The 12,488-nt window shown below is 76.1% G+C and carries 12 protein-coding genes and 1 riboswitch; of the genes, 11 read left to right on the top strand and 1 reads right to left on the bottom strand.

Annotated features, from left to right (window positions below):
- Window positions 1-101 precede the first annotated feature (101 nt).
- Window positions 102-824 carry a TetR/AcrR family transcriptional regulator gene (locus tag RDI86_RS05325; RefSeq protein ID WP_244550359.1) on the bottom strand — a complete coding sequence of 241 codons (723 nt, stop codon included), beginning with the start codon at window positions 822-824 and terminating at the stop codon, window positions 102-104.
- A 169-nt stretch (window positions 825-993) separates the two neighbouring features.
- Window positions 994-1,101: riboswitch (SAM riboswitch) on the top strand.
- A gap of 345 nt (window positions 1,102-1,446) precedes the next feature.
- Between RDI86_RS05325 and RDI86_RS05320 the strand changes: the two genes are divergently transcribed.
- The 11 genes from RDI86_RS05320 (at window position 1,447) to RDI86_RS05270 (ending at window position 12,451) form a co-directional block, all read left to right on the top strand.
- Window positions 1,447-2,601 carry an LLM class flavin-dependent oxidoreductase gene (locus RDI86_RS05320; protein WP_043657610.1) on the top strand — a complete coding sequence of 385 codons (1,155 nt, stop codon included), beginning with the start codon at window positions 1,447-1,449 and terminating at the stop codon, window positions 2,599-2,601.
- A gap of 17 nt (window positions 2,602-2,618) precedes the next feature.
- On the top strand, window positions 2,619-4,016 hold the full coding sequence (locus tag RDI86_RS05315; protein ID WP_308820881.1) for an NtaA/DmoA family FMN-dependent monooxygenase: 1,398 nt from the start codon (window positions 2,619-2,621) through the stop codon (window positions 4,014-4,016).
- A gap of 59 nt (window positions 4,017-4,075) precedes the next feature.
- Window positions 4,076-4,972 carry a DUF1684 domain-containing protein gene (locus tag RDI86_RS05310; RefSeq protein ID WP_308820880.1) on the top strand — a complete coding sequence of 299 codons (897 nt, stop codon included), beginning with the start codon at window positions 4,076-4,078 and terminating at the stop codon, window positions 4,970-4,972.
- A complete protein-coding gene (locus RDI86_RS05305; RefSeq protein ID WP_374990517.1) occupies window positions 4,969-5,562 on the top strand; it encodes a GNAT family N-acetyltransferase in 594 nt (197 codons plus the stop codon). Before RDI86_RS05310 ends, RDI86_RS05305 begins: the two co-directional genes overlap by 4 nt.
- Entirely contained in the window at window positions 5,559-6,650 is a 1,092-nt protein-coding gene (locus RDI86_RS05300) for an amino acid ABC transporter permease (RefSeq protein ID WP_076403581.1), read from the top strand. The genes RDI86_RS05305 and RDI86_RS05300 overlap by 4 nt, the downstream gene beginning before the upstream one ends.
- A complete protein-coding gene (locus RDI86_RS05295; protein ID WP_076403579.1) occupies window positions 6,647-7,426 on the top strand; it encodes an amino acid ABC transporter ATP-binding protein in 780 nt (259 codons plus the stop codon). Before RDI86_RS05300 ends, RDI86_RS05295 begins: the two co-directional genes overlap by 4 nt.
- 117 nt (window positions 7,427-7,543) lie before the next feature.
- On the top strand, window positions 7,544-8,566 hold the full coding sequence (locus RDI86_RS05290) for an ABC transporter substrate-binding protein (protein WP_168944798.1): 1,023 nt from the start codon (window positions 7,544-7,546) through the stop codon (window positions 8,564-8,566).
- 7 nt (window positions 8,567-8,573) lie between these two features.
- Window positions 8,574-9,767: an FAD-dependent oxidoreductase gene (locus RDI86_RS05285; protein ID WP_308820879.1), complete on the top strand. Its 1,194-nt coding sequence runs from the start codon at window positions 8,574-8,576 to the stop codon at window positions 9,765-9,767.
- On the top strand, window positions 9,764-10,705 hold the full coding sequence (locus RDI86_RS05280; RefSeq protein ID WP_308820878.1) for a nitroreductase family protein: 942 nt from the start codon (window positions 9,764-9,766) through the stop codon (window positions 10,703-10,705). The genes RDI86_RS05285 and RDI86_RS05280 overlap by 4 nt, the downstream gene beginning before the upstream one ends.
- 48 nt (window positions 10,706-10,753) lie before the next feature.
- Window positions 10,754-12,013 (top strand): LLM class flavin-dependent oxidoreductase, encoded by a 1,260-nt coding sequence (locus RDI86_RS05275; protein ID WP_308820877.1) that lies wholly within the window; start codon window positions 10,754-10,756, stop codon window positions 12,011-12,013.
- Between the two features lie 27 nt (window positions 12,014-12,040).
- Entirely contained in the window at window positions 12,041-12,451 is a 411-nt protein-coding gene (locus tag RDI86_RS05270; protein ID WP_076403573.1) for a rhodanese-like domain-containing protein, read from the top strand.
- Window positions 12,452-12,488: the final 37 nt, after the last annotated feature.

The raw sequence follows: 12,488 nt of genomic DNA, 5'->3' as shown, positions 1-12,488 counted from the left end.
GAGTCCGGTCCGGGTCCGGCGGGTGTGCCCGGGGTGGCGGGTGCGGTGCTGCGGGAGAGGTGGTCGCGAGGCGGGACAGGGCGGGGAGGGTGCGGGTCGTGTCAGACGGGGTCCGCCCAGCCGGCGCGGATCCGTTCGACGAGGCGGTCGAGCAGGCCGGACCACACCGCGCGCGACGCGTCGTCGTCGGCGGCGCCGGTCTCGGCCCACCAGCGCCGCTGGATGACGAGGACCCCGGCCATGAGCGCGCCCACGAGCATCTCGATCTCGAGCGGGTCGACGTCCGGGTGCCGGCGCGTGGTCGCCGCGACGAGGCGCTCGGCGAGGTGGGTGAAGGTGCGCACGACCATCGTCGTGACGCGCGGCGTGGGCTCGGTCGCGGTACCGCCGAGGGCGCGCGTGAGGTAGGCCATGGGGCCGACGAGGTCCGTGCCGCGCAGCGCCGCGGTGACGTCGTCGAGGGGTGTGGGGCGGTCGGTGCCCGGCTCGGCCGCGCTCGCCCCGAGCGTCTCGACGACGGTGCCCAGCACGTCCTCGCAGACCTCGACGACGACGTCGTCGAGCGACGCGAAGTGGTTGAAGATCGTGCGGCGCGCGACGTCGGCCCGGGCCGCGAGCTCGTCGACGGTGAAGCGCGCGCCGCCCTTCTCCTCCATGAGCGACGCGGCGGCGGCGACGATCGCGCGGCGGTGGCGTGCGCGCAGGGCCGCGCGACGGTCGGGGGCCGCGGCGTCCGGGCCGGGGACGTCCGCGCTCGGCGCGTCCGGGGTCACGGCGTCCGTCGCGGGCGCGGTCGGGCGCTCGGGTCCGGGGAGGAGAGGCACCTCTTGACACTAGGTGCATCGATGCACTGGGTGCAAACGAGGGCCTCGGCTGCTCAAAGTTGACCGATCGAGTCCAGTATGTGGGAAGGTCCCGGCGGTGCGTTGACACCCTCTCCGACCGCTCGTAGGTTCCCGGCAACCGAGGTCCACGGACCCCGGCACAGGACATGGTCATGAGCTCCGACGCGAAGCCCCGGCTCGTCGGACGGCAACCCTCCCGCGCGGCGGGGTGCCCCGGGTGAGGACCAGGTCCCGTGTCGCGCGACCTGCGCGGTGCGGGGCAACACGCGGCGCCCGGAGACGGGCACGAAGGAGACGGACGATGGACCGGCGAGAGTCGAGCACCGCGGTGAGCACCCCGCACGCGCCGACGTGCCCCTGTCCGGTCCGCGCTGCGGCCGTCGTCCCCTGTCCGGTCGGCGCCCCCGTGCGCGTCACCTGTTGTCGCTGACGACGCCCCGCTCCTGACGCCGCGCGCTCCCGCGCGCACGCCCTGACGGGCCTCCCTCCGGCCTCCCCGGCCCCGCCCTGCCGTCCCGCGGCGGGACGACCCTGCCCACCCCCGGCACCCCGCCGCGCCCTGAGCGCGCCGCCGGCGCCTGTCCCAGAACGGATCCTCGCGATGCCCGACCCCCGCCCCGCCCGTACCGTCCACCTGGGCGTCGACCTCACCGACGCCGGTGCGCACCCCGCCGCCTGGCGGACCGTGGGCTCCCAGGCCCAGCGCCTGTTCGACGCCAAGCGCCTCGTCGAGCTCGTGGCCACCGCCCAGCGCGGCCTGCTCGACCTCGTCACGCTCGACGACGCGTTCACCCTCCAGCCGGGCCGCAACGGGTCCGTGCGCGGCCGGCTCGACGCCGCGCTCGTCGCGTCCCGGCTCGCGCCGCGCAGCGCGGGCATCGGCCTCGTCCCGACCGTCACCACCACGCACACCGAGCCGTTCCACGTCTCCAAGGCGGTCGCGACGATCGACCACGTGAGCTCCGGCCGCGCGGGATGGCAGGTCGGGTGGTCCACGACCCCGGCCGAGGCCGCGGCCTTCGGGCGCAAGGGCGCCCAGGACGAGCCCGACGCCGTGGCCGAGGCCGACGAGGCGGTCGAGGTCGTCACGCGGCTCTGGGACTCGTGGGAGGACGACGCCGAGATCCGCGACGTCGCGACGGGCCGGTTCGTGGACCGCGAGAAGCTGCACTACGTCGACCACGAGGGCATCCGGTTCGCGGTCAAGGGGCCGTCGATCACGCCGCGCCCGCCGCAGGGCCAGCCGCCCGTCGTCGTGCGGGCGAGCACGCCGGCGTCGCTCGACCTCGCGGCCCGGCGGGCCGACGTCGTGCGGGTCCGCGCGGCGACGCGGGACGAGGCGGTCGCGCTGCGGGCGCAGGTGCGCGACGCCGCCGCGGACGCCGGGCGCGACCCCGACGGGCTGCGGGTCCTCGTGGACGCGTACGTCGTCGTCGGGGACACGCGCGCGAGCGCGCAGGCCCGCCTCGACCTGCTCGAGGACCTCGAGGGCGTCTCGTGGGACACCGACTCGCTGACGCACGTCGGCACGGCGCGCGACCTCGCGGCGACGGTCGAGGAGTGGGCGCACGCCGGTGCCGCCGACGGCTTCCTGCTGCGGCCGTCGTCGCTGAGCACGGACCTCGACGCGATCGTCGACGGGGTCGTGCCGCTGCTCCAGGGCGTGGGCCTGTTCCGCACCGCGTACCCGGGCACGACGCTGCGCGACACGCTCGGCCTCCCGCACCCCGCGAACCGCTACGCGGCGATCGCCTGAGCCCGGACGGACGCGACATGAGCACCCGACCCCGCAAGCAGATCCACCTCGGCGCCCACTTCCCGGGCGTCAACAACACCACCGTGTGGAGCGACCCCCGCTCGCGCAGCCAGATCGACTTCGCGTCGTTCGAGCACCTCGCGCGCCGCGCCGAGGAGGCGAGGCTCGACTTCTTCTTCCTCGCCGAGGGCCTGCGCCTGCGCGAGCACAAGGGCCGCATCCACGACCTCGACGTCGTCGGCCGCCCCGACACGCTGCCCGTCCTCGCCGCGCTCGCCGCCGTCACGGAGCGGCTCGGCCTCGCGGGCACGATCAACACGACGTTCAACGAGCCGTGGGAGCTCGCGAAGCAGTTCGCGACGCTCGACCTGCTCTCCGAGGGCCGCGCGGCGTGGAACCTCGTGACGAGCCCCGACGCCTTCACGGGCGCCAACTTCCGCCGCGGCGGGTACCTGCCCTACCCCGAGCGGTACGCGCGGGCGGCCGAGGTCGTCGAGGTCGCGCGCGCCCTGTGGGACTCGTGGGACGACGACGCCGTGCTGGCCGACCGGATCGCGGGCAAGTTCCTGCGGCCCGGCGCGGTGCGGCCGGTCGCGCACCACGGGACGTACGCGGACGTCGTCGGGCTGTTCGAGACGCCGCGCGGCCCGCAGGGCCACCCCGTCCTGTTCCAGGCGGGCGACTCGGCCGACGGGCGCGACTTCGCCGCCGCGACCGCCGACGTCGTGTTCTCCGCGCACTCGACGTTCGACGCGGGGCGCGCGTTCTACGAGGACGTCAAGGGGCGGCTCGCGGCGCACGGGCGCGAGCGCGACTCCCTGAAGATCCTGCCCGCGACCGTCGTCGTGCTGGGCGACACGCCCGCCGAGGCGGAGGAGCGCGCCCGGGAGATCCGGCTCCAGCAGGTCTCGGGCCCGACGGCGATCGCGTTCCTCGAGCAGGTCTGGGGCCGCGACCTCGAGGCGTACGACCCCGAGGGCCCGCTGCCCGACGTCGACCCCGACACCGAGAACCTGTCGATCACGCGCGGCCGGGTGCGGCACGCGAAGGACCCGGCGGCGGTCGCCGCGGCGTGGCGCGAGCAGGCCGAGGCGAACGGCTGGTCGATCCGCGAGCTCGTCATCCAGGTGACGTCGCGCGGCGGGTTCGTCGGCACGCCGCAGCAGGTCGCGGACGACATCGACCGCCACGTGCAGGAGGACGCCTCCGACGGCTTCATCCTCGTGCCCCACCTCACGCCGGGCGGGCTCGACGACGTCTTCGACCAGGTCGTCCCGCTGCTCCAGGAGCGCGGCTCGTTCCGCACGGAGTACGCGGGCACGACCCTGCGCGAGCACCTCGGCCTCGCCCGCCCCGGCGCGACGCGCGGCGACGGCGAGCCCACGACGGCGCACCCCGCCGAGCTCGTCGGCTGACCGCCGCCGGCACCGCGGCGACCACCGTACCGACCACCCGCACCGACCTCGGAGGACCCATGAGCACGAGCACGCCGACCGCCACGGGCGCCGTGGCCACCGCACCCGCCGACCCCGTCGCGTACGCGTCGCCCGACGCCGCCGCGTGGGCCGCCTGGCACGCCGACCGCGAGGACGGGCTGCGCCCGCCGCACGGCTGGCTGAGCCTCGTCGCGTACCACGCGCTCCCGGCCGAGCCCGCCGCCCTCCCGGGTGTCCCGGGGCTCTGGTGGGCCGACGCCGACGGCGCGCACCACCGCGCGGACGAGGGCGGCGCCGTCCGGACGACGGGCAGCGCCGTCGGGACCGTCGTCGTCGCGGAGGGCGGGTCGACGCTCGCGGGCACGTTCATCCCGGACGGCCGGGACGCGGGCGACCCGTCCGACGGCGGCGAGACGCGCGAGGTCGCGGTGGAGGTCGTGCGCCGCACGGGCCGCTACGCCGTCCGCGTGCGCGACCCGCTCGCCCCGGCCCGGACGGCGTTCGACGGCGTCCCGACGTTCGCCTACGACCCCGCCTGGGTCGTCGACGCGCCGGTGCGCTGGTACGACGCGCCGCGGCCCGTCGTCGTCGGCGCCGCCCGGCCCGGCCTCGTGCACCACGTGCGCACGGTCGGCGAGGTCGACCTCGTCGTCGAGCGCGACGGCGCCCGGCGCGGCGCGACGCTCGCCCTCACCGGCGCGCCGGGCGGTGCGGTGACGCTGCTCTTCAGCGACGAGGCGGACGGCGTCGCCCCCTGGCGGGTTCTGCGCGTGGACGCCGACGCGGTGCCCGGCACCGCGGGCAGCGTGCGCCTCGACCTCAACCGGGCCGTCAACCTGCCGTACGCGTTCAGCGACTTCGGCACGTGCCCGGCGCCGGTCGAGGGCAACCACGTGCCGTTCGCCGTCACCGCGGGCGAGAGGGCACCCCGGTGACCGCCGTCGCCGCGCGCCCCGCCGGGCAGGGGACGCGCGAGGTCCGGTCCGTCGCGATGCACGACCCGCTCGTGCGGCCGCTGCTCGACGAGCTCTCCCACGAGTACTGGACGCGGTACCAGCGCGTGCTCAGCGCCGAGGAGCTCCGCGCCGAGATGGAGCACTACCCCGCGCAGGACTTCGCCGCGCCGCACGGCGAGCTCGTGCTGGTGCTGGAGGACGGCGAGCCCGTCGCGGGCGGCGCGTTCCGCCGTCGGGCCGAGCCGGAGCTCGGCGACCCGGCGCGCCTCACCCGGCCGGCCGCGCGCCGCGCCGACGGGACGCCCGCCGTGCGCACCGCCGAGCTCAAGCGGATCTGGACGCACTCGGCGCACCGGCGCCGCGGGCTGGCGCGCCTCGTGCTCGCCGAGCTCGAGCGCCGGGCCGTCGAGCGCGGCTACCGGCGCGTCTACCTCACGACGGGCCCGCGCCAGCCCGAGGCCGCCGGTCTGTACCTCGCGACCGGCTACACGCCCCTGTTCGACACCGGGACCGATCCCGAGGAGATCGGCCCGCTCGCCTTCGAGAAGTGGTTGGAGGTCGCGCCATGAGCACCGTGTCGCTCCCGCAGGACGAGTCCCGGCAGCTCGCGCCGCCGTCGGGCCGGCACCCCGCCGACCCGCGCGGCGGTGTCGAGGACGCGCTGCCGCTCGAGAGCCTGCGCATCGTCCCCGCCCGGCACCCGGGCCGCTGGGTCGCGACGGCCGGCGTGGCCGTGCTCCTCGCCATGGTCGTCAGCTCGCTCGTGACGAACGACCGCTGGGAGTGGGGCGTCGTCGCGCAGTACCTCACCTGGCCCTCGATCCTCGAGGGCGCGTGGGCGACGATCCGGCTCACGCTCGTCGCGTCGGTCGTCGGGTTCGCGCTCGGCACCGTGCTCGCGCTCATGCGCCTGTCGCGCTCGCCGCTCCTGCAGTCGGTCTCGTGGACGTACACGTGGGTGTTCCGGTCCGTGCCGCTGCTGCTGCAGCTGTTGCTCTGGTACAACCTCGCCTACCTGTACCCGTACCTGAGCGTCGGCATCCCCTTCGGGCCGGAGTTCCTCTACTTCGACACGCTGTCCGTGATCGACAAGTTCTGGGCCGCGATCCTCGGGCTCGGGCTCTCGCAGGCCGCGTACTCGGCCGAGATCGTGCGGGCCGGGATCCTCTCGGTCGACCAGGGGCAGCAGGAGGCCGCCGCGTCGCTCGGCATCCCCAAGCGCCGCCAGGTGAGCCGCATCATCCTGCCGCAGGCGATGCGCTCCATCATCCCGACGGCCGTCAACGAGGTGATCGGGCTGCTCAAGGGCACGTCGATCGTCTACGTGCTGGCGTACGGCGAGCTGTTCTACATCGTCAGCGTCATCTACGGCCGCAACGGCCGCGTCGTGCCGCTGCTCATCGTCGCGTCGATCTGGTACCTCGTGCTCACGACGCTCATCACCGTCGTGCAGTACTACGTCGAACGGCACTACGCGAAGGGCGCGGTGCGCACGCTGCCCCCGACCCCGCTGCAGAAGGCGCGGTGGACCGTGCTCGTCTGGGCGTCGCGGCTCTCCGGCCGCCCCGTGCCCGACGCCGTCCCGCCCGCGTACGCGGCCCGCGCCCGGGTGGGCGTGCTGACCCGCACCGCGCGCACGTCGGGAGGTGCGGCATGAGCGCCGACGTCGCGACCGCCGGGCTCGTCGAGATCCACGGCGTCCACAAGAGCTTCGGCACCCTCGAGGTGCTGCGCGACGTGTCGCTCACCGTGCCGCCCGGGTCCGTGACGGTCGTGCTCGGCCCGTCCGGCTCCGGGAAGTCGACGCTGCTGCGCGCGATCAACCACCTGGAGAAGGTCGACAAGGGGTTCATCTCGCTCGACGGCGAGCTCATCGGGTACCGCCGCAAGGGCAACACCCTGCGCGAGCTCAAGGAGCGCGAGATCCTCGGCCAGCGCACCCAGATCGGGTTCGTCTTCCAGAGCTTCAACCTCTTCCCGCACCTCACCGCGCTCGAGAACGTCGTCGAGGCGCCGGTATCCGCGCAGCGTCGGCGCCGCGAGGACGTCGAGCCCGAGGCCCGCGCGCTGCTGGAACGCGTCGGGCTCGCGGACAAGGCCGACGCGCGACCCCGCCAGCTCTCCGGCGGGCAGCAGCAGCGCGTCGCCATCGCCCGTGCGCTCGCGCTGCGGCCCAAGGTGCTCCTGTTCGACGAGCCCACCTCGGCGCTCGACCCCGAGCTCGTCGGGGAGGTGCTCGAGGTCATCAAGGACGTCGCGAGCACCGGCACGACGCTCGTCGTCGTGACGCACGAGATCGGCTTCGCCCGCGAGGTCGCCGACACCGTCGTGTTCATGGACGACGGCGTCGTCGTGGAGCAGGGCACGCCCGCCGAGGTGCTCGACCACCCGCGCCACGACCGCACCCGGGCCTTCCTCCAGAAAGTCCTCTGAAACCCACCCGACGTCCACCGACGCCCGCCGTCGTGACCCGCGACCGGCCGCCCGGCCGTCCCGCACACCCGCACTCCCTGCGTCACCCCGACGCACCACCCGAGAGGTAGGACTCACGTGACCGCAACGACCACCCGCGCCCGCGCCCCCCGCGCGCTCGCCGCCCTCGCCGTCGTGCCCCTGCTGGCGCTCGCGGCCTGCTCCGGGGTGAGCACCGAGGCCCCGGCCGCGGCGGACGAGGGCGCGGCGACCGACGAGAGCACGACGTCCGTCTCGGACGCCCTCGACGTGAGCACGAGCCCGGACCAGGACCGCATCCGCACCACCGAGTCGGCCGAGGCCGTCGCGCTCCTCCCGGACGCCTGGAAGGACAAGGACGAGCTCGTCGTCGCGATCTCCGCGGGCGCGGCGCCACCGCTCGGCTTCCTCGCCGACGACGACGAGACGCCCATCGGCAACGAGACCGACATCGCGCAGCTCGTCGCCGACGCGCTCGGCAAGGACCTGCGCCTGGAGGTCAAGGCCTGGGCCGACTGGCCGCTCGCGCTCGGCTCGGGCGACGTCGACGCCGTGATCTCCAACGTCACGGTGACCGAGGAGCGCAAGGAGACGATCGACTTCTCCACGTACCGCAACGACGAGCTCGGCTGGCTCGTGGGCGCCGACTCCGACATCACGTCGATCGCGAAGCGCGAGGACATCGCGGGCAAGGTCGTCGCCGTCGGCTCCGGGACGAACCAGGAGAAGATCGTGCTCGAGTGGGACCGCCTCAACCAGGAGGACGGCCTCGAGCCCATCCAGGGCCCCGAGTACTACGAGCAGTTCTCCGACGTCCTGCTCGCGCTCCAGTCCGGGCGCATCGAGACGTACGTCGGCCCCAACGCGTCGCTCGCGTACCAGGCGGCGATCTCCCCGCAGGACTTCAAGGTCGTGGGCACGCTCAACGGCGGCTGGCCCGACACGGCGCAGATCGCCGTCGCCACGAAGAAGGGCAACGAGGCAGCCCCGGCCATCACGGCCGCGATCAACCACGCCATCGAGGACGGCACCTACCTCGAGGTGCTCCAGCGGTGGGGCCTGGAGTCCGAGGCCGTCGAGGAGTCGCAGACCAACCCGCCCGGCCTGCCGAAGACGGAGTGACCCGCGCATGACCACCAGCACCCAGCACGTCGACCACCTCGTGGTCGGGGGCGGCGTCATGGGCTCGGCCGCGGCGTGGCAGCTCGCCCGGCGTGGGCGCGACGTCGTGCTGCTCGAGCGCTTCGCGCCCGGGCACGCGCACGGCGCCTCGCACGGGACGTCGCGCATCTACCGCACGACGTACGCCGAGCCCGAGTACCTCGACCTCGCGCAGGAGGCGCTACGCCAGTGGCGCGAGGTCGAGGACGAGACCGGGACCGAGCTCCTCGACGTGACCGGCGGCGTGAGCCACGGGCGTCGTGACGGCGCGGCCGCGCGCCGCGTCGACGCGATCGGCGCCGCGTTCGCGGTCCGGGGGATCGAGCACGAGTGGCTCGACCCCGCGGCCGCGGCCGAGCGCTGGCCGGGGCTGCGGTTCGAGGGCCGGGTGCTGCACGAGGTCGCGACGGCCGGCCGGCTCCACGCCGACCGGGCCGTCGCGGCCCTCCAGGGGGCCGCGGCCGCGCGGGGCGCCGACGTGCGGCACGAGGTCGCCGTCCGGCACGTCGAGCGCGTCCCCGAGGGCGTGCGCGTCGTCACCGACGGCGCCGACGTCGTCGCGCGGGTCGTCGTCGTGACCGGCGGGGCGTGGAGCGCGGGTCTGCTGGGTTCCCCGGCGGGCGGCCTGCTCGGGCAGGAGCTCCCGCTCGTCGTCACGCAGGAGCAGCCCGCCCACTTCGCGCTCGCCCCCGGCACGTCGCCCGCGGGGTGGCCCGCGTTCACGCACGACGTCGGTCCCGGCACCGCGTGGCCGAGCGGCGTCTACGGGCTCGCGACCCCGGGCGAGGGCGTCAAGGTCGGCTTCCACGGCGTCGGCCCCGTCGTCGACCCCGACCGGCGCTCCTACCGGCCGGAGCCGGGCCAGCTCGCCGCGCTGCGCGACTACGTGCGCACCTGGCTGCCCGGCCTCGACCCCGACGCGTACGTCCCCGTGAGCTGCACGTACACCACGACGCCGGACCACGACTTCGTGCTCGACCGGCGCGGCGCGGTCGTCGTGGGCGCCGGGTTCTCCGGCCACGGCTTCAAGTTCGCCCCGGCCGTCGGGCGCGTGCTCGCCGACCTCGCGACCGCCCCCGGCGCCCTGCCCGACGGCGGCACCGCCGCCGAGCGGTTCGCGCTCGCCCGCCTCGCCGCACTCCCCGAGAGGACCGCCTCATGACGATCGCTCCCGCACCCACCGCCGGGGACGCTCCGGCCCCGGCCGCGGACCCCGGGACGCTCCCCGCGCCGCCCCACGACACCGACGGTGCCCGCGCCGCGCTCGCCGCGCGGTACGGCGTCGACCCCGCCGGGGTCGAGGACGTCGCGCCCGGCGCGGCCGCGGGCCTGGCACCCGCCGCGGACCGTCCCGGCACCGTCCTCGCGACGCAGCTGGGCCACCGGACGGTGCGCCGCTACCGCACCGACCCGCTGGCCCACCACGTCGTGCCGACGCTCGTCGCCGCCGCGCAGTCCGCCCCGACGTCGTCGAACCTCCAGCTCTGGAGCGTCGTCGCCGTCACCGACCCCGCGCGCAAGGCGCGGCTCGCCGCGCTCGCGGGCGACCAGGAGCACGTGCGCACCGCGCCGCTGCTGCTCGTCTGGCTCGCCGACGTCGCGCGGGCCCGCGCTCTCGGCGAGCGCGAGGGCGTCCGGCTCGAGGCGACCGACTACCTCGAGACGACGGTCGTCGCGTTCCTCGACGCCGCGCTCGCCGCGCAGAACGCCGTCGTGGCGGCGGAGTCGCTCGGTCTCGGCACCGTGTACATCGGCGCGCTGCGCAACCACCCCGCCCAGGTCGCGGCCGAGCTCGGCCTGCCCGAGGGCGTCGTCGCGGTCGTGGGGCTCGTCGTCGGGCACCCCGACCCCGCGGGCGGGGAACGGGTCAAGCCGCGGCTGCCGCAGGCGGCCGTCCTGCACGCCGAGCGCTACCGCGCCGTCGGGCAGGACCAGCACGTCGCGGCGTACGAGGAGCGCATCGCGCCCTTCTACCGCGAGGAGGGGCTCGACGGCGGCTGGCGCGACCGCGTCGTCGACCGCCTGCGTGTCCCTGGCGCCCTGCGCGGGCGCGCCCACCTGCGCACCACGCTCGCCGCGCTCGGGTTCCCGTCCAAGTAGCCCGGCGACCGCCTCGCCCCGAGCCACCGCACCCCACCAGAGGAAGCCATGTCCCACCAGCACCCGCACCCGACCGCCACCCCCGGCGGGCCGCGACCGGCGTCCGGCCGCGTCCCGCTGTCCGTGCTCGACCTCGCGATCGTCCCCGAGGGGGCGACGGGCCAGGACGCGGTGCGCCGCGCCGTCGGGCTCGCGCGCGACCTCGACCGGCTCGGCTACCACCGCGTCTGGTACGCCGAGCACCACCTGTCGCCCGGCGTCGGCTCGGCGTCGCCCGCCGTGCTCGCCGCCGCCGTCGCGGCCCGGACCGAGCGCATCCGCGTCGGCAGCGGTGCCGTGCTGCTCAGCACGACGAGCCCGCTCGTCGCCGCCGAGCAGTTCGGGACGATCGCCGCGCTCCACCCCGGCCGCGTCGACCTCGGGCTCGGCCGGGCGTTCACGCCGCCGCCGGGGGAGAAGGGGGCCGGGGCTCCGCGGCGGGCCCGGCCGGCCACCGGGCCGCGGGTCGTCGACGGGCTGTACGTGCCCGGCGCGCCGCCGGCGGACGTCAACGACTCCGTGCTGCGCGAGCGGATCCTCGCGCAGAAGCGGATCGTCGGGGCGTCGCGCACCCCGGCGAGCTTCCGCGACGAGCTCGAGCTCGTGCTCGGGCTGCGCGCGGGGACCTACCGCGACGAGCGCGGGACGTCGTACGTGAGCCCGCCCGTCGAGGGCGCCGACTGGGACCTGTGGGTCCTCGCGTCGAGCGCGGGCGAGAGCGCGCGCGTCGCGGGCGAGCTCGGGCTGCCGCTCGCCGCGAACTACCACGTGGCGCCGTCGGCGACGCTCGACACCGTCGCCGCGTACCGCGAGGCGTTCCGGCCGGGCGTGCTCGACGAGCCCTACGTCGTCGTGTCCGCCGACGTGCTCGTCGCCGACACCGTCGAGCGGGCCCGCGAGCTCGCGACGCCGTTCGCGGACTGGGTGCTCTCCATCCGCAGCGGCGCCGACGGCGCGATCGCCTACCCGGAGCCGGGCACGTCGCCCGCGTGGGAGGAGCGTCCGGAGGCGGAGCGCGCGCTCGTCGCCGACCGCGTCGACACACGCATCGTCGGTGACCCCGAGACCGTCGTGCGGCGGCTCGAGACCCTGCGCCGCGCGACCGGCGCGGACGAGCTCCTCGTCACCACCGCGACCCACGACGCCGACGACGCCCGACGCTCGTTCGCGCTGCTCGCCGAGCACTGGTTCGCGGACGCCGACGCCGACGCTGCCGCACGCGCCGCCGTCGCCCCCGACGTCGCACCCGCGCTCGCCGCCACCCACTGACACCACCACCCCGCGAAGGAGACACCGATGACCACGACCCCGCCCCTGCGGGCCGCGACCGACGCCGCCGCCCAGGTCGCCGACGGCGCGCTGCTGATCGACGTGCGCTCGGCCGGCGGTCGCGCCGCGCACGGCGAGATCCCCGGCGCCACGCACGCCGACCGCGACGACCTCGACGCGCTGTTCGGCCCCGCCGACGCCCCGGTGATCTCGCTCGACACGCCCGTCGTCGTCGTGTGCGGGTCGCCGAACGGCTCCGGGCCGGTGGCCGAGGCGCTCGCACGCCGCGGGTACACGCACGTGTCCCACGTCGACGGCGGCTTCCCCGCGTGGAAGGAGGCCGGCCTCCCGGCGTCCGACCCCGTCGGGGCGGCCCCGGAGCCCGCGCCCTCGGGGTCCGCGGCGCCGCCGGAGCCGACGGCACCCGCCCGGCCCTGAGCCGGCGGCCGGACCGTGCCCCGCACGTCCGGTCCGC

Origin of the sequence: Cellulosimicrobium sp. XJ-DQ-B-000, assembly GCF_031119065.1 — a bacterium.
GTDB classification, from domain to species: domain Bacteria; phylum Actinomycetota; class Actinomycetes; order Actinomycetales; family Cellulomonadaceae; genus Cellulosimicrobium; species Cellulosimicrobium funkei.
Note: the sequence above shows the minus strand (reverse complement) of the source record. Positions and strands in the feature narration are given on the sequence as shown.

Bases quoted from the DNA above. Each gene is read 5' to 3' on its own strand.
- RDI86_RS05295 (WP_076403579.1), top strand. From the start codon at position 6,647: ATGAGCGCCGACGTCGCGACCGCCGGGCTCGTCGAGATCCACGGCGTC.
- RDI86_RS05285 (WP_308820879.1), top strand. From the start codon at position 8,574: ATGACCACCAGCACCCAGCACGTCGACCACCTCGTGGTCGGGGGCGGC.
- RDI86_RS05270 (WP_076403573.1), top strand. From the start codon at position 12,041: ATGACCACGACCCCGCCCCTGCGGGCCGCGACCGACGCCGCCGCCCAG.
- RDI86_RS05280 (WP_308820878.1), top strand. From the start codon at position 9,764: ATGACGATCGCTCCCGCACCCACCGCCGGGGACGCTCCGGCCCCGGCC.
- RDI86_RS05320 (WP_043657610.1), top strand. From the start codon at position 1,447: ATGCCCGACCCCCGCCCCGCCCGTACCGTCCACCTGGGCGTCGACCTC.
- RDI86_RS05315 (WP_308820881.1), top strand. From the start codon at position 2,619: ATGAGCACCCGACCCCGCAAGCAGATCCACCTCGGCGCCCACTTCCCG.
- RDI86_RS05300 (WP_076403581.1), top strand. From the start codon at position 5,559: ATGAGCACCGTGTCGCTCCCGCAGGACGAGTCCCGGCAGCTCGCGCCG.
- RDI86_RS05310 (WP_308820880.1), top strand. From the start codon at position 4,076: ATGAGCACGAGCACGCCGACCGCCACGGGCGCCGTGGCCACCGCACCC.
- RDI86_RS05275 (WP_308820877.1), top strand. From the start codon at position 10,754: ATGTCCCACCAGCACCCGCACCCGACCGCCACCCCCGGCGGGCCGCGA.